Annotated in this window: 22 protein-coding genes; 7 read left to right on the top strand and 15 right to left on the bottom strand. The window is 44.1% G+C overall.

All coding sequences use genetic code 11. From position 1 onward, the window contains the following. The first annotated feature begins 30 nt into the window (after positions 1–30). The 4 genes from JMX95_RS06680 to JMX95_RS06665 all read left to right on the top strand — a co-directional run bounded on the left by JMX95_RS06680 (position 31) and on the right by JMX95_RS06665 (position 3,538). The gene (locus tag JMX95_RS06680) at positions 31–816 is read left to right on the top strand and encodes a UTRA domain-containing protein (protein WP_201560385.1); all 786 of its coding nucleotides are present in this window, start codon (positions 31–33) and stop codon (positions 814–816) included. 314 nt (positions 817–1,130) lie between these two features. Continuing rightward, on the top strand, positions 1,131–1,967 hold the full coding sequence (locus tag JMX95_RS06675) for an amino acid ABC transporter substrate-binding protein (RefSeq protein ID WP_045444411.1): 837 nt from the start codon (positions 1,131–1,133) through the stop codon (positions 1,965–1,967). A gap of 53 nt (positions 1,968–2,020) precedes the next feature. Further along, positions 2,021–2,704 (top strand): amino acid ABC transporter permease, encoded by a 684-nt coding sequence (locus tag JMX95_RS06670; RefSeq protein WP_201502793.1) that lies wholly within the window; start codon positions 2,021–2,023, stop codon positions 2,702–2,704. Positions 2,705–2,794: 90 nt separating this feature from the next. Beyond that, positions 2,795–3,538 carry an amino acid ABC transporter ATP-binding protein gene (locus JMX95_RS06665; protein WP_060491687.1) on the top strand — a complete coding sequence of 248 codons (744 nt, stop codon included), beginning with the start codon at positions 2,795–2,797 and terminating at the stop codon, positions 3,536–3,538. Between the two features lie 168 nt (positions 3,539–3,706). Here JMX95_RS06665 and JMX95_RS06660 read toward each other — a convergent pair whose 3' ends face one another. The 10 genes from JMX95_RS06660 to uraD all read right to left on the bottom strand — a co-directional run bounded on the left by JMX95_RS06660 (position 3,707) and on the right by uraD (position 12,729). Further along, positions 3,707–4,654, bottom strand: coding sequence for a DMT family transporter (locus JMX95_RS06660; protein WP_201560384.1), 948 nt, complete (start codon positions 4,652–4,654; stop codon positions 3,707–3,709). A 283-nt stretch (positions 4,655–4,937) separates the two neighbouring features. Beyond that, positions 4,938–5,585 carry an anthranilate synthase component II gene (locus tag JMX95_RS06655; protein WP_201560383.1) on the bottom strand — a complete coding sequence of 216 codons (648 nt, stop codon included), beginning with the start codon at positions 5,583–5,585 and terminating at the stop codon, positions 4,938–4,940. A 33-nt stretch (positions 5,586–5,618) separates the two neighbouring features. Further along, positions 5,619–7,037, bottom strand: coding sequence for an anthranilate synthase component I family protein (locus tag JMX95_RS06650; RefSeq protein WP_201560382.1), 1,419 nt, complete (start codon positions 7,035–7,037; stop codon positions 5,619–5,621). A gap of 99 nt (positions 7,038–7,136) precedes the next feature. Next, a complete protein-coding gene (locus JMX95_RS06645) occupies positions 7,137–7,412 on the bottom strand; it encodes a Trp family transcriptional regulator (RefSeq protein ID WP_201560381.1) in 276 nt (91 codons plus the stop codon). A 238-nt stretch (positions 7,413–7,650) separates the two neighbouring features. Continuing rightward, positions 7,651–8,199 carry an ureidoglycolate lyase gene (locus tag JMX95_RS06640; protein ID WP_227675994.1) on the bottom strand — a complete coding sequence of 183 codons (549 nt, stop codon included), beginning with the start codon at positions 8,197–8,199 and terminating at the stop codon, positions 7,651–7,653. 182 nt (positions 8,200–8,381) lie between these two features. Beyond that, positions 8,382–9,218 carry a bifunctional allantoicase/(S)-ureidoglycine aminohydrolase gene (locus JMX95_RS06635; protein ID WP_201560380.1) on the bottom strand — a complete coding sequence of 279 codons (837 nt, stop codon included), beginning with the start codon at positions 9,216–9,218 and terminating at the stop codon, positions 8,382–8,384. Positions 9,219–9,273: 55 nt separating this feature from the next. Then, positions 9,274–10,254 (bottom strand): allantoinase PuuE, encoded by a 981-nt coding sequence (gene puuE, locus JMX95_RS06630; protein ID WP_201560379.1) that lies wholly within the window; start codon positions 10,252–10,254, stop codon positions 9,274–9,276. A 97-nt stretch (positions 10,255–10,351) separates the two neighbouring features. Then, positions 10,352–11,674: a urate hydroxylase PuuD gene (locus tag JMX95_RS06625; RefSeq protein ID WP_201560378.1), complete on the bottom strand. Its 1,323-nt coding sequence runs from the start codon at positions 11,672–11,674 to the stop codon at positions 10,352–10,354. Between the two features lie 122 nt (positions 11,675–11,796). Further along, positions 11,797–12,165, bottom strand: coding sequence for a hydroxyisourate hydrolase (gene uraH, locus JMX95_RS06620; RefSeq protein WP_193008652.1), 369 nt, complete (start codon positions 12,163–12,165; stop codon positions 11,797–11,799). A 42-nt stretch (positions 12,166–12,207) separates the two neighbouring features. Then, positions 12,208–12,729, bottom strand: a complete 522-nt coding sequence (gene uraD / locus JMX95_RS06615; RefSeq protein WP_201560377.1) for a 2-oxo-4-hydroxy-4-carboxy-5-ureidoimidazoline decarboxylase — start codon at positions 12,727–12,729, stop codon at positions 12,208–12,210. 254 nt (positions 12,730–12,983) lie between these two features. Here uraD and JMX95_RS06610 point away from each other — a divergent pair, with 254 nt between their 5' ends. Then, positions 12,984–13,649 carry a TetR/AcrR family transcriptional regulator gene (locus JMX95_RS06610; protein WP_201560376.1) on the top strand — a complete coding sequence of 222 codons (666 nt, stop codon included), beginning with the start codon at positions 12,984–12,986 and terminating at the stop codon, positions 13,647–13,649. A gap of 163 nt (positions 13,650–13,812) precedes the next feature. On the opposite strand, the gene JMX95_RS06605 is transcribed toward JMX95_RS06610, so the two are convergent. Further along, positions 13,813–15,222 carry a uracil-xanthine permease family protein gene (locus JMX95_RS06605; protein WP_201560375.1) on the bottom strand — a complete coding sequence of 470 codons (1,410 nt, stop codon included), beginning with the start codon at positions 15,220–15,222 and terminating at the stop codon, positions 13,813–13,815. A gap of 655 nt (positions 15,223–15,877) precedes the next feature. Between JMX95_RS06605 and JMX95_RS06600 the strand changes: the two genes are divergently transcribed. Both JMX95_RS06600 and JMX95_RS06595 read left to right on the top strand, forming a co-directional pair. Next, positions 15,878–17,959 (top strand): TonB-dependent receptor domain-containing protein, encoded by a 2,082-nt coding sequence (locus JMX95_RS06600; RefSeq protein ID WP_201560374.1) that lies wholly within the window; start codon positions 15,878–15,880, stop codon positions 17,957–17,959. A 164-nt stretch (positions 17,960–18,123) separates the two neighbouring features. Further along, positions 18,124–19,497, top strand: coding sequence for a PepSY-associated TM helix domain-containing protein (locus JMX95_RS06595; protein ID WP_201560373.1), 1,374 nt, complete (start codon positions 18,124–18,126; stop codon positions 19,495–19,497). A 493-nt stretch (positions 19,498–19,990) separates the two neighbouring features. On the opposite strand, the gene JMX95_RS06590 is transcribed toward JMX95_RS06595, so the two are convergent. The 4 genes from JMX95_RS06590 to JMX95_RS06575 all read right to left on the bottom strand — a co-directional run bounded on the left by JMX95_RS06590 (position 19,991) and on the right by JMX95_RS06575 (position 24,307). Next, positions 19,991–20,761 (bottom strand): ABC transporter ATP-binding protein, encoded by a 771-nt coding sequence (locus JMX95_RS06590; protein WP_201560372.1) that lies wholly within the window; start codon positions 20,759–20,761, stop codon positions 19,991–19,993. Between the two features lie 101 nt (positions 20,762–20,862). After that, on the bottom strand, positions 20,863–21,924 hold the full coding sequence (locus JMX95_RS06585) for an iron chelate uptake ABC transporter family permease subunit (protein WP_201560371.1): 1,062 nt from the start codon (positions 21,922–21,924) through the stop codon (positions 20,863–20,865). Between the two features lie 115 nt (positions 21,925–22,039). After that, complete coding sequence (locus JMX95_RS06580) at positions 22,040–23,140, bottom strand: ABC transporter permease (RefSeq protein WP_265089717.1); 1,101 nt, start codon at positions 23,138–23,140, stop codon at positions 22,040–22,042. A 117-nt stretch (positions 23,141–23,257) separates the two neighbouring features. After that, positions 23,258–24,307, bottom strand: a complete 1,050-nt coding sequence (locus JMX95_RS06575; protein ID WP_201560370.1) for a siderophore ABC transporter substrate-binding protein — start codon at positions 24,305–24,307, stop codon at positions 23,258–23,260. Between the last annotated feature and the right edge of the window lie 487 nt (positions 24,308–24,794).

The raw sequence follows: 24,794 nt of genomic DNA, 5'->3' as shown, positions 1-24,794 counted from the left end.
TTATTGGTGAATTAACGGTTAAACACGGACATGACAAAGACGATTCCGGCATATCAGCGGATTAAAAACGCCATATTAGACAATATTCACTCGGGTAAATGGCAAGCGGGCAATTCAATTTCTACAGAAATGGCGTTGGCAAAAGAATTTGGCGTATCGCGTATGACGGTCAATCGCGCCCTAAAAGAACTGAGCGAAGAGCGAGTGCTAGAGCGCCGGCAAGGATCGGGGACGTTTGTCGCCCAGCAGCAGTTCAATCATACCTTTGTAGAAGTGCGCAATATCGCGCAGGATTTAAAATCTGCCAATCGCGATTATCAGGCGCAAGTGGTGAGTAAACGCATACTTACAGCTGCGATGTTAGACGATGAATTACGGCGTAAATTTGATATTAATAAAGTAGCTGTGTCTTCTAACACAAACGCTGATACAACCGTGATGGATGACAGTACTGGCGCAGATAGTAGTAGCGACGTTGCTGTTTTATACGAGGTAAAAATCATTCACTTTGCAGATGGTCAGCCCATACAGTTCGAAGAGCGCTGGGTGGATGCGCAAAAGGTGCCAGAATTTATTGAGCAGGATTTTAGTGTGGTCAATACCAGTGATTATCTCATTGCCAAAAGTCCACTAGAGCGTGGTAGCTATACCATTCGTGCACTAGCGGCACCAGATGAGATTGCCGCGCTACTGCAAATCGCACCGCAATCGCCGACATTGGTATTGCGTCGTCAGACGTATTCAGCAGGTCGAGTATTGACCTTTGTGAAGATGTGGCATGCAGGCGATCGTTATCAATTCTCCGGTGAATTATAATAGTCTTACGCATGCTCACTGTTTTTGTACGTTTATTCTTTCTGAAGTGCGCTAGTATATCAATGAATGGCTATTTAATTGGCAATAATAACGTTAATATCTGCCTAAAAAATGCCCAAAAATTCAAAGATAATATAGAAACAGTATTGAAAAATATGCTGATCATCCTCAAATCGAGCAGCCAAAGCTAAATAATGCGGCGCAAATACTTTATTATAGTATTTGCCTGTGCTGGTCCTATCCTTATTTGTTGCTATGGTTTTATTGGCACGATACCTTTTTGCATTATTCATTCACTCTTATAAGGACGTCTTATGAAACGTCGTACTCTTTTAGCACTTGCCGCCAGTACTATGCTACTTGCCGCTTGTGGTCAGTCTACTACCAATGAAGCAGAAACCAATGCGACAGACAGTGCCGCGACGGGTGGCTCTGATTTGCTGCAACGTATCAATAATGGTGGCACCATCAACGTCGGTACAGAGGGTACTTATCCGCCATTCACTTATCATGATGAGAGTGGCAAGCTAACTGGCTATGATGTCGAAGTGACACGTGCGGTTGCGGATAAACTAGGCGTAGACGTCGAATTTAAAGAGACCCAGTGGGATGCTATGCTTGCAGGTCTTGACTCAAAACGCTTCGATATGGTGGCCAATCAAGTAAGCTTGACCACGCCTGAGCGTTTGGCTAAGTATGACAAAGCCATGCCGTATAGCTGGTCGGGCGCAGTTGTACTAGCACCGACTGATGACAATCGTTATAGCTCGTGGGAAGGTTTAAAAGGTCTGCGTACTGCGCAATCACTGAGCAGCAACTATGGTGAGCTTGCAGAACGCTACGGCGCAGAAATCGTCCCTGTCGATGGTATGGCGCAAGCGATTCAACTGGTTAAGCAAGACCGTGCTGACTTCACGATGAATGATAATCTGGCAGTATTGGATTATCTAAAAAAATTCCCAGATGCAGCACTTGAGATCAAACTGACAGCGCCTGCGAGTGAGCAGACTGGTTCAGGTCTAGTACTCATCAAAGGGGACGACGCTGTGGTGGCAAAATTGAATGAAGCAATGGCCGCATTAGCAGCCGATGGGACGCTGACCAAGCTTAGCGAAGAGTTCTTTGGTGCTGATATAAGTCAACAAAAATAATGCTAGCGTCTATCACGTCAATGCTAGCTGAGTTACTGGCACTACTACCATTTATGGATCCTGCGCGGGCGCAAATTGTCATCAATTCATTTTGGCCAATGCTTAAAGGCGGTATTTATTATTCGATACCGCTGGCGTTGATCTCATTTGCGATTGGTATGGCTATTGCGCTGACAGTAGCGCTGATTCGTATCGTACCGCGTGCTGGCTGGTTCCATGAAATTATATACAGACTTGCGCGTATTTATGTGTCCGCCATTCGCGGGACACCGATGCTGGTTCAGCTATTTATTATTTTCTACGGCTTGCCAAGTATCGGAGTAAAGCTTGATCCTTTTCCCTCAGCGATTATTGCCTTTTCGCTCAATATTGGCGCGTATGCATCTGAGACGGTGCGTGCCTCTATTTTGTCCATTCCAAAAGGGCAGTGGGAAGCAGGCTCGACGGTAGGCTTGACGTATCTACAAACCTTTCGTCATGTCATTTTGCCGCAAGCACTTCGGGTGTCAGTACCCCCGTTATCCAATACCTTTATCAGCCTAGTAAAAGACACGTCTTTGGCGTCATTGGTATTGGTAACCGAGCTATTTAAGCAGGCGCAAATCATCACGGCACGTAACTATGAATTTATGTTGGTCTACACCGAAGCGGCCATTATTTATTGGGGTATTTGTCTGTTCTTGACCTTTATTCAAGGTAAGCTTGAAACCAGACTCGATCGTTATGTGGCGAAATAAACCCTTGATAATTGGGCAGTATAGGATGGTAATACCGCGTCGATAAGCGTGTGTTATTAGCAAACAGATATCAATACAACAGGAAGCTTTATGATTCAAGTCACTAATATTCACAAAGCTTTTGGTGGCAATCAAGTGCTTAAAGGCATCGACTTGACCATCGAAAAAGGCAAGGTAGTGGTGATATTAGGACCATCAGGGTCTGGTAAAACCACTTTTTTACGTTGCTTGAATGCGTTGGAAATTCCTGATCAAGGCATCATTGCTTTTGATGATGGTAGCTTAACGGTTGATTTCGCTACCAAGCCTAAGAAAAAAACATTGCTCGCGCTGCAGCGTAAATCAGGCATGGTATTTCAATCTTATAACTTGTTTCCACATAAGACTGCGATTGAGAATTTAATGCTTGGGCCGACGGTAGTGCAAGGGCAAACTAAGGCGCAAGCCCGCGAGCAGGCACTGGCATTACTTGATAAAGTAGGCTTATCGGATAAGGCAGATCTGTATCCGTTTCAGCTATCTGGTGGTCAGCAGCAGCGTATCGGCATTGCTCGTGCACTGGCTATCGAGCCGTCACTATTATTATTTGATGAGCCAACGTCTGCGCTTGATCCTGAATTGGTACAAGATGTACTGGGCACGATGAAGCAACTGGCATCTGAAGGCTGGACGATGGTCGTTGTGACTCATGAGATTAAATTTGCTCGTGATGTGGCAGATCATGTGGTGTTAATTGAGGATGGTCATGTGGTCGAAGAAGGTAGCGCTAAGCAGATGTTCGAAGTATCTACTCATCCACGTACGCAGGCCTTTTTGCAGCGTATTGAACAGTAATATTATCAAGACAGTCCAAGTTATTTAGCAACCGTCTATGGCATAAATACTTACCTCTAAAGCAAAGTGTCAAGCAGAATAAAGCCCCGACTATATCGATATAGTTGGGGCTTTTTTCGTCTAATAGCAATGGTACTAAGGCTATTAAAACTTTTTAAAAAGTACAGACTAAATTCTTTGTCGTCTTTTTAGCCAGCGTGGTACGCGAGTGGCAGTGCCGTTTAATATGGCATTAAATAAAGCTGCCAGTAAGACTAATACCACGCCCACATATTGAATCCAAGATAAGGATTGATGCAGTAATAGTATGGAAAGGGCAATGGCAGTTAATGGCTCAAAAATCGTAAATACTGATGCACGAGTGGCAGGTAATTTCTCTAATGCTTTCATATAAAGGGCAAAGGGCACGACGGTTCCAATCAAAGACAACCCCAAGGCATAGCCCCAAGTATGTAAGGGTAAGCTCAATAACTGCCCATAGGTTTGATAGGTTTCAGGTAATAAGAGCAGTACACCAGCACTGATGATAATAGAGGTAAAAAACACCAAAGGCGCAGGGTGTGCATCGTGCATCGCGCGCTTGCCCAGTACTCCGTATAAGGAATAACAGACGCCTGCTAGCAGTCCTAATAGGATGCCCCAATTGACTTGCGCCTCATCACCAAGCATCGTCAATCCAACACCAAATACCGCCATGAGCGCCAGTAATGCCGACTGGCGAGTGATAGATTCATCAAGCAAGAATGCCGAAAACAATAAGCTAAACACAGGCGCAGTATAAAGCAAGGCAACCGCAGGCCCAGCACCGACATAGATCACAGCAAAAAAGTAGCATACTGACATACCAAGTACGCCAATCAAAGACTGCAATGCCAGTCCAAGCCACTGCTTTTGACGAAGCTTGATAAGATGCGGCCATAGTTTTGGTAGCATGACAAGAATAAGAATAGCCGCGGTCACGATACGTAAGATCGTAATTTGCCAGCCACTAAAGCCGATTTGATTGAGGTAGGTCGAAAATATCCCCAAGGTACCCCAGCAGACAGCGGCTGTGATAATTTGAATGGTGCCTATCCATGACTGCCGTGCTGACATTACGCCATCGGTATTTGCCATATCGTTCTCTATTTTTATGTGATATCAAAACCCATGCCCAAACTCAAAAACTCAAACTGTCCAAGCCTTTTGGCTAATGGCATCATACAATACTGGAATAAGAAAAAGACAACCCGAGTAAGGGCTGTCTTTTGTTTATTTTTTCAATCTATCATTAAAGCGTTAATTAAGTTCGAACACAAGTCAGTTAGACATAAAATTCAATTTATTTGAGTTAGAGGTACGCTTGTCTTTGGCTTATCACACCTTTGGTGTCATATCCCCCAAACTTAAGCATCAAGATTTACACTTGTAGTAAAAAATTCGTCAGCAAGCGTTTGGCACCTTCCGTTGCAAATGACTCTGGGTGAAACTGCACACCTTGAATGGGATAATCTTTATGCTGTAGTCCCATAATCTCCTCACCTGCTAGCGCAGATTCGGTTAGGCTGAACTCAGCATGAGCGTCATTAGCAACGACAGCTGTGACAGCCAAGCAATCTGGTAAGGTGTCTGCTTTTACCATCAATGAGTGGTAGCGCATAATTTCAATCTCTTGTGGCAAGCCTTGATAGACACCCGCGCCATCATGGCGAATCGATGAGACCTTACCATGCATCGGCACGCTTGCCCGTACCACATCGCCGCCGAACACATGCGCGATGCCTTGCATACCTAAGCAGACACCCAGTAGCGGCGTCGTCTTACCCATGACTTCAATTACTTCGGCACAAATACCGAAGTAGGCAGGGTCGTCAGGAGCGCCAGGGCCCGGTGAAATGATAATGCGGTCAAGATTCATGGCCTGTACATCTGCTAACGTTATCTCATTGTTACGTTTAACAATGACGTTGGCGGCTTTATCGCCGTCCATCGTCTGCAAAATCTCGCCGATATATTGGTAAAGATTAAAGGTAAAGGAGTCGTAGTTATCTATAATTAAAACATTCATGGGTTATCAACTCTTTGGCAAAATATAAACAATTTACGGGTTCATAAAACTGTCTAAGACTACTTTCATGGCAGACAATTTACGCTGAATTTCTAAATATTCATCAGCAGGATTGGAGTCATAAACATTACCGCCACAGGTTTGCGCATAGGCAGACTCGCCGTTGATGAATAGGCTGCGAATAGGAATGGCAAAAATACAATCACCATTGAAATTAAACGATCCAAGCGCACCACCATAAGCACCGCGACCATCTGGCTCCAGCTCATTGATGACTTTAATTGCTTCAACTTTTGGCGCGCCTGACAACGTCCCAGCGGGGAAGTTACTGGCAAGGGCGCTAAACATATCTTCATTAGGATGTAAAATTCCGACGATTTCAGACGAGATATGTTGCACGTGTGAGAAGCGTTTGATATCCATGAGACTACGTACTTTGACGGTGCCAAATTGTGCCACACGGCCGATATCGTTGCGATGCAAATCGACTAGCATATTGTGCTCGGCAATTTCTTTGGCATCGTTGAGCAATGCTCTAGCAAGCTGTCGGTCTTCGATGACATCGACACCGCGCTTGGCAGTACCTGCTAGTGGATAGGTTTCCATCTCGCCTTGGCGCAAGCGAAATAGTAGTTCAGGCGAGGCACCAATGATGCACTGCTGGGCAAATTTCATAAAATACATATGCGGCGACGGATTGACCGACCGCAATTTTTCATAAATGGGCATTTTATCGCCGGCAATACGGTATTTGGATTTAAAACCTACCTCACACTGAAAGATACGCCCTGAGATGATGTCTTCTTTGACTTGCATGACGGCTTTAGCGTGCTCTTCTGGACTCATGCCATCACCCAAAAACTCAACTGTAGGCGGCTCATAGCTTGGAATTTGCTCATCAAGTAGCGCTTTGATTTGCTCGATGCGGTTTTCTTGCTGCGCAGTTGGATAGTAAAAGTAGAAAATCTCACCGGTCATCTTATCGAGCGTCAAACCATCCAAATATACGCCAAATTTAAACGGTTCAAAGTCATCGCTCGCTTTAGCATTGAGACTGGGTTCAAAGAAATTGACACTGTCGTAACCCAAATAACCGACAAGACCACCGCTTTGGTCACGAGCAATGACGTGCTGCGGCGTAATTTTGCGCAGTAGCTCGTAAGGATTATCCGTTTGATAACGGCTAGTTTCAGCAGTTTTATTATCAGTAATCGCGAGGGTTGTACGATCGATGGCGGCAATGGTCATCACTGGATCAAAACCAATCGCATGATGACGCGCCATATGTCCATCTTCGCCCAATGATTCGAGCAAATAACAAGTCTCAAAAGCGCGCTCAATACGTTTGAACAACGCAAAGAAATCAATATCCTGAGTGAGTTTAATGCGCTGTGGTTTACTAGGAATATCAATAGCAGCAGGTTGCTCAGGGTTTGAGTTAGGAGAGGTCATAACAATATCCAAATTGGTTCAATGATTGATCAAATAAAAAGTAAGACAACTTAAAACTCTAGTTTCTAATTAATTAGGCGGCCTTTTCAGCTGTGTCTTTTATGAATTTTTTCTATGAGTCATTAGTAAGGCACTCACATCATGAACTTGCATGGCTTTGGCGCCGCGCGAGACGGTAGCGATACCGACACCTAGCTGCTCGGATATCTCGCGCTGGGTGACACCGCGCTCCAGCAAGTCAAAAATGCGGATACGATTCGCAATTTCCTGCTGCTCTTTTTCCGTCAATAGCGCACTGAATAGCAGGTCGATATCAGTGCTGTCATAACAACTGGCTAAATGGCTTAATAAGCTTTGATAAGGGTCTGTGCTCATAACATTCATCTTAATGGAAAAGAAAAGGGAAGCTTACTTCGTTTCAGTATTCTAGTACGATAGTACATAAAAAGCAAGTAGCCTATGTAGATGTTTTGCTACTGCTGTTAAATGGGCACTGTGTTTTGGAAGATGATTATTTATATAGGATGGATCCTACATTCACAATAAAGCCAGCTAATTTTTATTAACAGGCTTTATGTTTATGAATGGTTAACAGCTCGTTTACAGACCTTAATTAAACGGAAGAGTGCTCATTGGTAAGTTCAATTTGCACCTGCCAATCCTCTATATCCAGCTCATAACAGTTTTTGCCTTCGCCATTGATGCGATCTATCACCAAAAAATCAGAGTCATAACCGAGGGCAAGTAGCGGATGATGCCAGACATTGGCATCGTATTGCACACCTTGATGAGATTGGACATAAAACACGGTCAAATCATCCGCAGACTGTGGCGGCGCACCAGCAGGTGCAACGATGACGATATAATCCTGACCATTCATCGAAAAGAACGCTTGCGTGCCAAACGGATGATATTCCATGACCGATAAGGCAATAGGAAATTCACGCTTTTTGGCGCGAAAGATACTCATGCCGACATCGCCGCCGTCAAGTTTGGCTTCAGCGATGGCGTGATGGCGGCAGGCATAGCCTTTATTGATATGGTAGCTATTTTCAGGCGTCTGTGCTTCCTTGTCATAGGGTTCGATTACGGTGCCGTAGGGCGCAAACTCAGCTTTGGTTAAAGGTCTTGCAACGATCGTAGTCTTCATAAGAGTACTCATGACTTTGCCTTACTTTTGGTGATCACTGTTTATAATTGCTATGAGCCACTTTGCCATAAGCCCGTACGCGAATTAAATCAACATCTGGGAATAAATGACATATTCGAATGAACGATTATGCCGCTATATTGCTCATCGTTCTGAATGCTTTGTTGTTCTGGTTATTATTTATTGCGCAGGGCTTATCGTGCTGGGCGAATAAACGGCATATGACGATTCACGTCTTTGTATAGTAAGTATCTAAATGGACCGGGTCCGCCAGCGTAACAAGATTGTGGGCAGAATGCGCGTAGCCACATAAAGTCGCCTGCCTCAACTTCTACCCATTCACCATTTAAGTGATAGACCGCTTTACCTTCTAGGACATACAAACCATGTTCCATCACATGCGTTTCATCAAATGGAATCACGCCACCTGGTTGGAAAGTGACGATATTCACATGCATGTCGTGACGCATATCAGACTGCTCGGTAAATCTGGTGGTTGCCCATACGCCATCAGTACCCGGCATCTCAATCGCTGCAACATCGTGATCGCTGGTTACAAAGGCTTCAGGCACCTCAATTCCTTCACAGTGTTGATAAGCTTTACGAATCCAATGGAGTTTAACGTGCTTGTCGCTATTGTTTTTTATCGTCCATTTGCAGCCGGGTGGTAAGAATGCATAACCGCCCGCTTCAAGATGATGCGACACGCCTTCGATAGTCATGTCCATTTCACCTTCAACGATGAATATAACACCTTCAGCGTTTGCATCTAGCTCAGGCTTTTCTGAGCCGCCATTAGGCTCAACTTCGACGATATACTGTGAAAAAGTCTCAGAGAAACCTGAAAGTGGGCGTGCAAGCACCCACATGCGCATACCTGTCCAAAACGGCAGATAGCTAATAACAATGTCGGTCAGTACACGTTTGGGAATAATGGCATAAGCTTCGGTGAAGATAGCGCGATCAGATAGCAGTTGTGTTTGTGGAGGCAATCCGCCAGTTGGTGCGTAATATGTACTCTTTGTTGACATTGTTGATGTTCCTTAGTGGTGTTGTGCCGCAATAAATTTGTGTCTAAACGTATGGTTACATCCAGTTTGCAGTGTTATCGGCTGTGGCTGGATGGTTTTTATACCAGTGTTTGGCAATGTCATCACGGCGGCATACCCACACATCGGGCTTGCTAGTGATATATTGCAAAAACTTTTTGAGGGCAATGATGCGACCGGCGCGACCAATGATGCGGCAATGCAAACCGATGGTCAGCATCTTGGGCGTGTGCGCGCCTTCCTCGTATAAGGTATCGAAGCTGTCTTTTAAATATTGATAAAAAGGCTCGGCATTGGTAAAGCCTGGGCTTGAGGAAAAACGCATGTCATTGGTCTCTAAAGTATAGGGAATGACCAAATGCGGCTTACGAGCGATTTTGTTATCGTCTTCTACTTTGACATTGAGCCAGTAAGGGAGCTCATCCGCGTAAGAGTCTGAGTCATAAATATAGCCACCTTGTTCGGCGACCAACTCACGAGTGTTGGGGCTATCGCGACCAGTGTACCAACCGAGCGGCTGACCACCGATCATGCGCTCGAATATTTCAGTGGCACGGCGCACATGCTCGCGCTCGGTCTCGCGGTACATATTTTGATAAGTAATCCAGCGTAGACCGTGACTGGCGATTTCGTGCCCATCTTCTAATACTCGCTCGATAATATGAGGCGTTTTTTCGGCAGCAGCGGCGCAAGTGAAGGTCGTAATAGGCAAACCGTATTCTTTAAAAGTATCCAATACTCGCCAAACACCCACACGGCTACCATATTCAAATGCCGACTCAATCGACTGATGACGATTGTTAAATTCTGGCGTACCTAAGACATCCGATAAAAACCGCTCTGATTGACCGTCACCATGAATCACGCTATTTTCTGCGCCTTCTTCGATATTGAGGACGAACTGTACAGCGATTTTAGCGCCGCCTGGCCAGTTGGCTTTTGGCGGCGTGTCAGCATAGCCTTTTAAGTCGCGAGGGTAGGCGTCTTGATTGAAATCGCTGATTATTTTTTTACTCATTGTCAATATATCCTAAATATTTTAAAGCAACTTAAGTCAACTAAAGCAAAATAAGGCGTAACTTTGGATCCATGTAATATTTATCTACGGCCTTTATCTATAATCCCGATGCATAAGCCACCATTTGCTGACGTTCTTCATCAGTCAATTTTGTGAGATTACCCAGTGGCATATAGCCCGTTTGTACGGCAGTGACGATTTTTGCTTTATGAGTTTTCATGTCGGTTGGTGTCTGCAAGATGATACCAGCTGGCGGCGCGGCAAATCCTTGCTGAGTAGGCTGAGCGGCATGGCACGTGCTACAGCGCGTGTGCACGACATCCATAATGGCATCATCAGCAGAAGCAGTTACTGGCACGACATCGGCAGTGATATTTTCATTTGAGGCGGCATCAGTGCTTATAGTAGAACCGTCGGCTGCACTATCAGTTGTTGGTGGTACACTATCTGGTGTCGCCGTTTCAGCAGCGGCTGCAGCAGCGACAACAGGTAATGGCTCAATTGGTTCTGGGCGCATCCAAATAATTAATAATACAGTTAAGACAGTAGGGATGACCAAATAACGCGGCTTATGATTGTCTAAATGCTTTTGGTTAAAATAGTGACGTACAATAGCCGTGATGATACCCACAAATACCAATACCAACCAGCCGTGAGCATGAGCGTACATCATCGGATAATGATTGCTAATCATGGTAAAGATCAGCGGTAAGGTAAAATAGTTGTTCATCAGCGAGCGGTTTTTTGCTTGTAGTGCCAAGTCCGCTACTTCTTTGCCTGGTTTTTCGCCACGCCTCACGCATTCTACCAGCGCTCGTTGAGCGGGCATGATGCCAAAGAACACATTACCTGCCATCACAGTACCTAAGATAGCACCGATATGAATGAACGAAGCACGGTCACTAAACAGCTGGTAAGAACCCCAGCAGGCGATGATTAATAGGATAAAAATAATGGTGCTAAAAATGAAGGAGTTTTTGCCCAAGTGGCTGCGGACAATCACTTCATAAATGAAATAGCTGCCGAATAAAAATAACAAACTGGTCGAAATGGCACCGATACTACTACCAAAATCGACTTTGCTGGGATCAATCAAGTAGGCAGTCGCATTGGCATAATAGACGATAGAGAGCATCGCCATACCCGTCAGCCAAGTGGTATAAGCTTCCCATTTAAACCAGTGCAGGGTTTTTGGCATCTCTTCGGGCTCAAGCTTATATTTGGCAATTTCATAAAAGCCGCCACCATGTACCGCCCATAAGTCGCCTGAAATGCCTTTGTCAGCTTTCCACTGTGGTGGTTTACGTAAACTAAGATCTAGCCAAACAAAGTAAAAAGACGCACCAATCCATGCCACGCCAGCGATGACGTGGAACCAGCGAAAAAATAAGTTAAACCAATCGAGATAATAAGCGCCCATGTTGCAAATGTCCTTTTTACAATTTTCTTTTGTTCAGCTTTTTTCAATCTTTCGATGCGTTTTGCTATGGCGACGTTGTTTTATGATGTGTTTTTATATAGTGATGCTATATAACTACATAACTAAGAGCCGCGATACGTGCTGTAGCCATGTGCGCTAAGCAGTAGCGGTACATGATAGTGACCGTTATCACTTATCATAAAATCGATGACTACTTGTGGATAAAAAGCCGTGAGATTTTGTGCATCGAAATAAGACTGCGTATCAAAGGTTAAGGTATAACGACCAACATCTAAGTGATATTCAGCAATATCAATCGTTGGATCAAACGACCAGCTATCTGGTGCCACGCGTCCATCCGCGTTGGTGACGCCATTGGCTAATAGAGATGCCTTGCCACTTGCGCTTACGCGATCTAGCGTCACGGTAATACCAGCGGCTGGTTTGCCCAAATGGGTATCTAAAATATGCGATGAGAGAGTACCTGACATAATAATTCCTTTTATATAAATGAGTCAGATGGGCTGAATGCGTTAAGCGTCACTCAGCAGTTTCTGTAAACGTAAGCGGGTGATTTTATTTTGCTCAGCCGCCGCATTGACCAGTTCAGTAGCGCGATCATTGGGCAAGCGTGCTAACAATAAATCGAGCATTTGCTGCGCGCTCTTACCAGTGGCAAATACGATAAAGATAAAGCCAAATTTATCAAGGTAGTCTTGATTGCCTTGTGCCAAAGCTTCAATCACCTCGTCATTGGCATCATTAGCGCCCGACTGCTCATGGGCAGCACTGTCTTGAGTATTGCGGTATTTTTCTTTTAACGAGTCGACGTTGCCGATTTGTGGATGACCATCAAAAGCCTTTAGTAACTGGGCTTCTGCTGTCTGTGCTTGTGCCCAAGCATCATCACTATGAGCAAGTAATGTAGATATATCAGCGAAAGGACGTTTTTTTTCTAAAGCCTGCGCCCAATGGGTGCTGGTACAGCAGGTCAATAGATGTGAAATTGCCTCAGCTGTTGAGAGCTCATTAAATTGCTGTAAAGATAATTTCACAGTGACATCCTTTTCTTTTCTGACAAAAGCGGTGGAGTAACATCTCTCGATAACATCTCATGCTAAAGTAGTATTTATCGAATAATAATTGGTTTACTATGAGCTATTCTGCTTAAACCTGACCATTTGGTCAACTACTTTATGCAAATATTTTATTTAGACTGGTGATATTTCATAAAAATTAGCATATGAATCCAGTTATTGGCTGGGATATGGCTCTTTATTCATCACAATAATGACAGGTAACATTTATCATGGCTCAACATAACAATATAGAACCACAAGCCGCGTCTGACGCGCCTGTACAGCGCAATCAGCAAGATATCCGCGCCCACAATCAAACCGTTATTTTGGCGGCGGCAGAAGAGGAGTTCGTGCTGCAAGGTTTCCGCGGTGCGACGATGCAAGGGATTGCCGATAGAGCCGGGCTGCCAAAAGCCAACGTGCATTACTACTTTAAGAATAAAAAAAATCTGTACCAAGCAGTGCTGCATTCTATTATTCAAGAGTGGAACGATGGCCTAGTCACCATGACAGTCGATAGTGACCCTAAAACGGTCATCGAAAAGTTTGTCCGTACCAAATTGCATCAAGCGTTTGCTCATCCCAATCGCCATAAATTATTTGCGCTGGAAGTCATCGGCGGTGCCCCGCATCTGCATGAATTTATGTCGGCGACCATGAAGGCGTGGGCGCTAGACAAGGCACAAGTGATGAAAACTTGGCATGAGCAAGGTAAGATTGGCATCGCTGACCCTTTACAGCTATTGATTTTGATTTGGGCAACGACGCAGCGATATGCAGAATTTGAGACAGAAATTGTTGGTTTGATGGAAAAGAGTGAGTACGATCAGCAGGATGAAGCGCGGGCGGCAGACTTTTTAGTGCCGTTTATTTTGCGTGGCTGTGGTCTTGAGTAATGCTTATTTATCATTATTTTACGTCTATAACATGCCATTAATACGAAAGCATTCTGAATGATTTCGTATTAATGAGCGCTAAAAGAGTCAATGTTCAGAACCAGAACTAGAACCAAGGGCAGCAATGCTGATTGGTAAAGAATTTGACTATCCTAACGTACGTTTAAGAAGCCTTTTGTCTAAGCGGTTTTAGGCCGTCATCCACATGCTGTTCTGCTGTATCAAATTCGACACCGTAGTTTTTGGGCAAAATCATATCAAGAGTAATGGCTACAATACCTGACATAGTAACTGCCGAACCAAAGATATTACGGAAAAGCTGCGGCGCCTGTGCGAACACGTCAGGAACAAAAGCCACGCCCATGGACAGACCTAGCGAAGTGGCAATGATTAAGATGTTGCGATGGGTAAAGTTGACGGTTGATAGGATACGAATACCAGCAGTCGCTACCGTTGCAAACATTAATAACGTCACACCGCCAACGACTGGTTTTGGCAATTGGGTAAAGATAGCACCCAAAATAGGAAATAGCCCCATAGTGAATAAGATAGCCCCAACATAGAAGCCCACATAGCGACTGGCAATGCCAGTCATCTGAATCACGCCGTTGTTTTGGCTAAAAGTCGTCACAGGGAACGTGTTAAATACCGCCGCAATTAATGAGTTGACACCATCACCTAATACGCCACCTTTAATGCGTTTCTCGTATAAAGGTCCTTTGATGGGTTCGCCCGATATCATCGAAGTCGCCGTCAAATCACCAGAGGTTTCAATACTGGTAATGACATACATAAAGGCGATAGGAATAAAAGCCTGCCAATCAAACCCAAAGCCAAACTTGAATGGCACAGGTAGCGTAAAGATAGGGGCATCAGAGACCAAAGAGAAATCAATACGTCCCATAAGAATGGCTGCGATCAGACCAAGCATCAACCCTATAAAGATAGCACTGGAGCGAATGACTTTATTATTAACAATACTAATCAACACCACACTGACTAAGACTCCGCCACCGAGCAACAGATTCTGTATACTCCCGAAATCTTCAGCGCCCACGCCGCCTGCCAAATCCGTCAGACCAACCTTGGTTAATGACAGACCGATAGTCACAATCACACAACCCGTCACGATAGGACTCATCAGAGATTTGAGTCTGGTAATAAATTGACTTAAGAAAATCTCAACGAAGGCACCAAGAAAGGAGACGCCAAAGATAACAGAGAGAATCTCTTCCGGACTCCCGCCTTTGTTTTTTACCACAAAACCTGCCGCCAATACCGCGGCCAAGAAGCCAAAACTGGTTCCTTGTAACGCCATAAGACCGGAACCTACTGGTCCAACTTTATACGTCTGAATAAAGGTAGCGACCCCTGATACCATCAATGACATGCTGATGAGATAAGGGATATGTTCCCCCAAACCCAAGACGCCACCTATGATTAATGAGGGGGTGATGATACCGACAAAGCTGGCAAGTACGTGTTGTACTGCGCCCAAAAAGGCTTTTGTAGGGGTAGGGCGGTCATGCAATCCGTATAGTAAATCGGGATTCCCTTGAATGTGTTCGCTCATCTTGGCTTCCTCCTAAAGTGACTTTTAGTCCAAGCTCTGTGGAGAGAGCTAAGCAGTGTGATGAGTTTAGAGATGGATATCGACACACCGTTTATCTTCATATTGCTTAGTTGTCTCACAAAGAGTCGCACTTATCCTTGTGCTAATAAATATCAGCAGCTAGCTATTATTTATCAATATGACTAATAGTCGTAGGTTTAAACCTGACTAATTGGTCAACTATATAAGGGTATAGTGAAAGGGTTGGCTATTGCAATGTTTTTTTCATGTTGATGGCTTTATTTCTTAAATAATAACAGTCTATTAGACGAACATAGCGCAGCGGATTTGGTTTGCTCGCTATTTCTACTCGTCTAAAAACAGTAAGCAACAAAACGGAATAAGCCAGCCAGATTTAGCGCTATTTTTTAATATTAAATTTCTCGCATTAATTATTGCCAAATTGTTAGTACTTCGTTATTATGCCTCTCACTATTAAAATGCTAATAATTATCATTAACATTGTTATTCGTATGAAAGACTTTGGCTTTGTCAAGATTCCAATCGTCTAAAAAATGGTTTTCAACAATAAGCGGTGCAACTGCCACAAGCTGTGCTCAACAGTAAATAGCTCTTAAAAATTCTAATTTGTGATAGTCAATAAGGTGAGTGTGTTATGCGTGAAGTAAAGTTATCAAAACTATCTAGTCAAATGACGGTATTGTCCATGGGCGTGGCAGCGGTATTATGGTCACAAGCAGTCAGTGCAGCACCTGCAGAAGACATGCCAAGCACCACGTTGCAGACCATTACGGTGACCGCCAATAGCTCAGTCCGCGAAAAAGTCCAAGAAGATGGGGTTTATGTCGAAGACTATACGCCAGCGCAGCAAGCCAGCCATTTGAGCGATTTTTTGAATGTCGTACCAGGGGTTACCGTAGGTGGCACCTCAGCAGTCAATCAGCGCATTCGTATTCGCGGTCTTGAAGACAGCAACCTAAAAGTCACCGTCGATGGCGCGCGCCAAGAGGGCAAGCTGTTCTATCATATGGGCGATATCACCATTGATCCTGACTTGCTAAAACAAGCGGATGTGGCGGTGGGTAACAATTCTGTCACGCTCGGTAATGATGCCTTAGGCGGCGCGGTCGCGTTTGAAACGGTAGATGCTGCAGATTTATTAAAGCCCGGTCAAAAGATTGGTGCCAAGCTAAAAGCCGGTTATGCCAGTAATAATGATGAGCTATTGACGTCAGCCACCGTTTTTGGCGCACCGTCTGATAATGTGGATTTATTGGCGTATTATGGCAAGCGTGATACCAGCTCAGGTGAAGACGGCGACGGCCGTGAGTTGTTTGAAGACAGTGAGAGCGAGAGCTTCTTATTAAAAGCCGGTGCTTATGTTGGTGATGACCATCATGTAGGCGCAAGCTTTAGCCGTACTGATAAAGAAGGGGTTTTTCCATTCCGCCCAGACTTTCCGAGTCGCTCTGAGCCACCGATTCCGCAACAGGTGAAGCGCGATACTTATACGCTCGATCATAACTTTAATCCAGCAAACTCACTCATTGACGTTGATACCACCGTTTATCAAACCGAAACGCAAATTTTACGTGATAATGGTATTGAGGCTGTTTCAGGGTATGATTGGGATGCAAAAGTAAAAACCACAGGTGTTAAGATTGAAAACACCAGTGTGATTGATGCAGCCTCAGGACGCCATAAATTGATCGCAGGGGTAGAACATTATAAAAAGCAGTCAGACTTTTATAGCGCTGAAGACCGAACAACAAAACTGCCGGTATCAGGAAAAGACAGCGCCAAAAACACCTCAGTGTATCTAGAAGACCAATGGCAAATGGGCAAACTGACGCTGACGCCAGGCGTGCGTTATGACCGTTACGAGGCACCAGAATTTATTGCTGGTGGTAAAACGTATGACAATGTCGTCGGTGCCCTTGCCGCAAGCTATGAGATCGCTCCGAGTACGCAGATTTTTGCTAGCTATACCCAGTTATTTAACGGCCCAGACTTGAGCCAAACGATTTTTAATCGAGATGGTGCTGGCACAGTGGTTAACAACGACCTAAAAGCAGAAGAGGGTGATAACGCTGAAGTGGGTGTCGTAACCACCTTGCGTGATCTCACTACGGCTAATGATTCGCTACAACTAAGCGGTAAATACTTTGAAACCAATATCGAAAACTATATTGAATTTATACGCTCAGGTCTAAGCTGTGGACCAAACCTTGGGAATGATTGCCAAGGTGCGGTCAATAAGGACGAAGATTATAAAATAAAAGGTGTTGAGCTGGCCGCTGATTATAAAATGAATAACTTTAGCATGGGTTTAAGCTATGCTCATGCGCGTAGTAAAGGTGAAGATACGGGTTATAGTTTTTATTCACAAACAGGGTCAGGATCAGATGCAGGTGATAAATACATGGTCAATCTAGCGTATCAGCCAACTGATACCACTGAGCTTGGCTGGCGCAGTACCTATGTAGCCCCTGTTACGCAAACCTTTATACTTCGAGGTGACGTTACGAAGCTTAAGAAACCGAGCTATGATGTCCATGATATCTTTATGAGCTACTCTCCAGCTCAAGTAGATGGCTTGAAAGCCACAGTTGGGGTTTATAACCTGTTTGATGAAACTTATGCTAGCCACGGTTCGCGCTTAAATCCAGCTAATGCTACGGCTACAGATTTTGAGATGGGTCGTAATATCAAAACCTCTTTGACCTATCAATTCTAATCTAACTGTTATTGGTAATATCTAAAAGCTAGCTGTCTTTGTATGAGAGCTGGCTTTTTTATGGTCAGTAAATGATGAAGCATGTGATAGCAATTACAACTTTTTTTAAATACCAATCAAAACAACCAATGAATAAAGAAACGATGAATAAAAAACCAATACTAATGACTTCATTTCCCCCTACGTTACGTCAGAGCTGTTTATGGATTCATCGTTATACTGGGCTTGCGATGGCAGCTTTTTTGATCATTGCTGGTATCACGGGCACGCTATTGGCGTTTCATGATGAGTTAGATGATGTGTTCAATCACAAGCTGGCAAATATTGAGTCGCAACACAAGCCGCCACTACCGATCGCCACACTGCATGATGCTGTTATCAGCGCTTATCCACAGTATCAATTTTCTAGTATGCCAACGTCAGTAGCGCTGAACAAATCAGCCGTTTTTTCGGTAGATAGAACGCGAGGTCAGGCAGCAGATAATGCTCCTAAAGCCCCATTTCAAGAGGTATATGTCGATCCCTTTACGAGTGAAATCATCGGTACACGTGATAAAGAGGCGTGGGCATGGCGCAATACGATGTACAAGGTATTTTGGTTGCACCGAGATTTATTGCTAGGTGATATCGGCAAATTAATACTGGGTATCGTGTCTTTAATTTGGACGATTAATTGTTTCATCGGCTTTTATTTAACCTTTCCAAGAGCAGTTAGCGCCAATAAATCTCAACAATCCGCATTGAGAAAATCATCTGGCAAACCCCGCGCTTCATTTTTTAAACGCTGGCTACCTGCTTTGAAAATCCGCCGAAAAACCAATACTTTTAAGCTCAATTATGACATGCATCATGCGTTTGGCTTATGGCTCTGGCTCATATTGTTTGTCATTGCGTGGTCGAGTGTTGGTTTTAATTTAAAATCGGTATATCAGCCCGTAATGCAAGCGCTGGTAGGGCTTGAAGGTAGAGATGAAGGCAAAGGAAAGAAACAAAATAAGCCTGCGATAAATACTGAATCTAGTAGTGATAAGGCGACTACTATTGGCACTAATATGAACAGTACTAATAAGGTAGACAAGGCTAATAGTATTGCTTATTTAAGCAGGCAGGCAGAGATCGCCGCGCAAAAAAATGGCGTCAGTGTCCAGCAGCTATTGGGAGTGCGTTGGGTAGAAGAGGACAATCAATGGCAAATGCGCTTTAAAACCAATAAAGATATCGGTAAAAAAGGCGGTGCGTCATCTATCACGGTTGACGCCGCAACAGGCAATGTCGAGCGTGTTAATTTTGGGTATCAAAGCTCATTTGGTAATCAAGCTGATCAATGGATGGCAACGCTACACATGGGACATATCAGCCATGGCGTAGGTCATTTGTTGTATCAAATATTTTTAGCATTGACGGGGTTAGCCGTGGCGGTCTTATCTGGCACAGGTGTTTATTTATGGGTTAAAGGGCGTCAAAGTCGGTTAAAGCAAAGGCAAAAATTAACGGTTAAAGACAACTCTTTGAAGCGATTACGCGAAACCAGCCATTAAAGAGCAACTATAAGATATGCTGTACTTAAACCATATCCATAATAATGATGATGCAACCTTCAGAGGTCAAGGTGGTAACGTCAATATTACAGAGTACAGCTATCTTTGATAGTATTTATTAAGGTCGCTAACTAAAGCTTTAATTGCAAAAATATACTGTAGGATATCCCAACGGTAAATATCAAAAAAGCAAATTTTTCACCCAACATTACCCATCTATGCCATCTGTTGTTTTCGTCAAAGTTTTTTGTATAATCTACTGAAGCAATATTTTGAGTAAAATCCATCGGAATAACCACCAACCTTAGAACATACAAAGTCATGCCTAACCAAAACAGGGTATCTGCTATCTTTTTATTCACAGCGTAATAAATGCATAGACAAAAGCTAATGATTAAAATTAATAGGGATAAGTTTTTGTAATTTATCCATCGATGATTCAATAGGATTTTATGCATCAACAATTCCTTTTATTGTTTGCAAAGCTCTGTACTTAAACCGCATCGACAATCACTGGGCGACCTTGATGATTGAGTACGGTAACATCGACGTTATACAGATCCTTCATGGTTGTTTGGGTGATGACCTCTGCAGGTTGACCGACAGCCATTACCTGACCCTCTTTCATAGTGACCACGGTATCGGCGAACTGCGCAGCTTGATTGATATCGTGCAGCACGATGACCACGGTTTTTTGCTGGCTATGGCTTAACTCGCGTAGCTCACGCATTAGGCGACCAGCATGGTACATATCCAAATTATTCAATGGCTCATCGAGCAATAAGTACGGCGTATCTTGGCAAACGATCATCGCAATTAATACCCGCTGACGCTGACCACCTGATAGTGTCGATAAAAAACGCTCGGCTAATGGCGCAAGCTCAAAACGTTCGATAATTTCTTGCACTTTTTGCTGATCATCAGCCGTTGGTTGCCCTTGATGATAAGGGTAGCGCCCAAACATCAGCAGCTCATGCACGCGTAGTCGCCCTTGTACGTGGTTATCTTGCCCAAGCATCGCAACAGTTTTGGACAAAGTTCGCGCATGACAGCTAGCAATATCACGTTCCTCATTATCTACAGCGAAACTGACTTGTCCCGACTGTAACGGTTGCAAGCGTGCCATCACCGAAAATAAGGTAGATTTACCCGCCCCATTGGGGCCAATCAGAGCAATCACTTGTGCGCTTGGTAACGACAACGTAATGTTATGAAGAATTTGCTGTTTGCCAATATGGTGCGAGATGTTATTGAGTTTAATCATAATAATTCTTATTTTTACAAAGGATCTGATTTTCTTACCAATATTTCAATGATTTTTAGATGATTGGCTATTAGGTCAATGACTATTAAATCAGCGCGGTATTAACGACGCTGAGTCATAAAAATCAATATTAAGAATACCAAGCCACCAGCCAATTCAATGACGACCGATAGCACACCCGCCATGCCCAATAGTTGCTCAAATATCGTCTGACCGAGTACCAAGCAAATCATCGCCACCAAACAGACCAATATCAGACGCTCGCTGTGATACATATGCCGAGCGATACGATTGGTTAGCGCACAAACCAACAGCCCAAAGAAGGTCACTGGACCGACCAATGAGGTTGCCGTGGCGACCAATACCGCAATGACCGTTAATAGCCCAAATGCCAAGCGTTGATAGTTGATACCGAGGTTAATGGCTTGTGATTTGCCAAGCATCAATACGTCACATTGATAACGCCAGCGCCAGATAAACAGTGCGCTAATGGCACAGATAACAATGCTGATACCAAGCAGCTGAGGATTGACTGTATTGAATTGTGCGTAACTGGCAGATTGCACGACGACGAAATCATCAGGATTGATCAATCTGGCAATCAGGGCTGATAAGCTACGAAACAAGACCCCAAATATCACGCCGACCAATATCAGTCGTGTCAGATCCTGACTGCTTTTTGAAAATAGCAGCTTAAATAACAATAATGACGCGCCAAACATTAAAACAATTTCAAGGGTGAATTTGGCAAGAGGATTGATACTGGTAAAACTTATTGCGCCCAAAAAGAAAACCAACAGGCTTTGTAATAAAACATATAGCGAGTCAAAACCCAACAGTGATGGCGTCAGGATAGGGTTGTGCGTCAAGGTTTGAAACAATAAGGTCGATACGCCAATCGCATAACCGACGACCATTAACGCCAGTAACTTTTTACCTCGCAGTGGTAGCGCAAAGTCCCAATGGCCGTTGACGTTGACTGTCAAAAATAGGATGGTTGAGATCAGCAATATGATAGCGGCAATGGATTTTGGGTGACCAGCTATAAATGTCCAGAGTCGCGCAACAAAAATTTGTCCAAAAGTAGTTTTGTCGTTATTTTCTGAAGCACTGTCATCTATAGTGTTATTGGCTGTGGCGCTAGGCTTAGACGGTGAAAACATGCGTAAATCCTATAGTGCTAGGCTTATCTAATCAGACAAAACAACGATAAAAGAGAGAGAAGAGGCAAAGAGGTTTGATCAGTCATTATGAATAAAAACTTTATGGCGAGTTATTTTATTGTTCAGCAGGTGCACGTAATAATAGCCATAAAAACAGTACCGTACCGACTACCCCAAAAACCGTCGCAACAGGCACTTCAAATGGATAGCGAATCGAGCGCCCAATAATATCGCACAATAGCACTGCCGAAGCGCCCAATAATGCCACCGCTGGTAAGCTACGGCGCAATTTATCTCCCATCAATCGGCTGACGATATTAGGCACGACCAAACCAATAAAAGGAATCATGCCAACGGTGACAACGACAACCGCACTCATCATCGCCACCATACCAACGCCAACCCACGTCACTTGTCGTTTGCTGATGCCTAAATTCAGCGCGATATTGTCACCCAAACCGACGATGGTCAGCTTGTCAGCAATGATATACGCCAGCACGCACAATCCGCCTGTCAGCCATAACAGCTCGTAACGACCTGCTAAGACGCCAGAGAAATCACCAAACTGCCAAACGCTGAGCATCTGTAACGATTCTGTTTGATAGGCGATAAAGGTCGTCACTGCCTCGATAATGCCACCGAAGACGATACCAATTAGCGGGATCATCAAAAAATCCGTCGGCGGAATACGATGAATCAGCAGCATAAACAGCATCATGCCAAATACTGCGGCGATGGTAGCCACGCCCATTTTGACAATGAGCGCACTGGCTGGAAATAGCAGACTAACCACCAATAATCCCAGTGCGGCGCTTTGAGTTGCACCGACCATCGATGGCTCAACGAAGCGGTTTTTGAGCACCACTTGAATAATCATCCCAGCAACTGCCATGGAAACACCGGTCAAGATAATAGCGATGGTACGCGGTAGGCGACTGACCAGTAGCAGTGAGCTATCGGAGTTGGCGCTATGGTTGATAAGGCTGTGAAATATACCTGACCATGAAAAATCAGCCACCCCAATTGATAAGCTTAATAACACCAAAAGCCCCATAATAATGAGGCTGCCCGTGTTGATGACCCACGGCGGTATAGAAGCACGGCGATTTTTAGAACTTAGACCATGGCTTGCGCTTTTTTGCCAACTCGTTGATGCGGCTGGTAAAGTAGGGCGGGCTTTAACGCTGGTCTGCGCACGAGAGGAAAATAATGGCATATCAGCTACTGGCTTAAAGTTAGGGTTGGCAACTGACAGTGATGACAGTTGCCTAAAAACGAATGACGCTTATTTAACATGTTGCTTGTGTAGCATATTGCTTATTTAACGCATCATTTATTTAGCGTTAGCAAAAGCCTCTTTAATGGTCGTCAAATCCTGCATCCATTGATAATAACCGCCAAAGGCAAGATATGAGTCTGGGCTAAGGTAAACCACTTGATTTTTACTCCATGCGTTGGTTTGCGCGACCAATGGATTGTCCAATACGGCTTTGGCACCAGCACCATCTTCACCAATGGCGGCACTGCGATCGACGACGAATAACCAGTCTGGATTGGTTTTTTGGATGTATTCAAACGAGATTGGCTGACCGTGGCGCGCATCGGCGATTTGGTCATCTGCCATCGGAATATCTAGCACGGTATGGATAAAACCGTAGCGGGATTTGTCGCCGTAGGCAGACAGCTTATTGCCATTGACCATGACCACTAAGCCTTTACCTTTATCTTTGGTTAATGTTTTGGTCTCATCAATGAGCCCATCGATATTACCTTGCAGTTTCGCTGCTTGAGCACTTTTACCGAACAATGCACCCAAATCATGCAAACGCTGCTTGCTCGATTCATAGATATTTGCCGTATCAATCGTCATGTCGAGCGTTGGCGCAATACTGGACAGCGCATCATATTTTTCTGCCATGCGTGAGCCGACCAAGATAGCTTGCGGCTGCATCGCGTTCAACGCCTCAAGATCTGGCTCAAATACGGTGCCGACTGTTTTTGGTTCAGGCTGTGTTTTAGAGTGTAAATTGTCTAATTTTAGACCGCTTGGCATGCCATCGACAGCAACATCAAGCGCGGCCAAATCCTGCATCAACGTCATATCATAGACCACCAACGGCGATGGATTCATTGCCAAGTCGACATTACCTTTTACCGTGTCGACCGTGATTTTTTCAACAGAGACCGCATCGTTATTAGCGACATTTGAGGCATTATCTGCTGTTTGATTTTCAGTCTTAGCGTCCGCGGGCTCGGAGTCGTTAGATTCAGGTGAGCTACAACCTGTCACACTGATCGTAGCAACCAGAGCGGTCACCATGGCAGTCAGTAAAGGGCGTTTGAAAAAAGGAGTAGAGCGGTTAGGCAATAAAGTAATAGACATAAATAACTCGGTATATCAGCTGGTTGGACAAAGGATGTATCAAATAATCGGTCATATAAAAGTAAAAAGAACTTCATCGATGTGATGCTTCACACCATACAATGCTCGACGGTATTACTTTTGACGTTATGATTTTTTATGGGTTGTTTTTACGCTTAGCTATTGAGATGTTCAACATGCCTTAATATCTTGAGATTTTGTAATCTTAAAGATTCGCAGTCGATTAGGGGCTATGATAAATTAATTGAGACTCATTATCAATACAAATGATAATGGTTTTTATTACGTCACCGTATTCATGGGGTTTGACTGCCTTGGCACAATAAGTCTGTATAGCGATATTCGAGATAGAATGGTCGAATGACTAAGCAGATTTTGCTTATTAATAACGCTAAATGATTGGCCGATTATTTGCCTGATAAGCAAAATTATTATAAATTTATTATTGATAATAATTATCGTTTGCATTATTATCTACGCCATTCTA

This window comes from Psychrobacter sp. NC44, from assembly GCF_904846655.1.
Taxonomy (GTDB): Bacteria; Pseudomonadota; Gammaproteobacteria; order Pseudomonadales; family Moraxellaceae; genus Psychrobacter.
The sequence above is the reverse complement of the archived record's forward strand: the minus strand, read 5'-3'. Positions and strand labels throughout refer to the sequence as shown.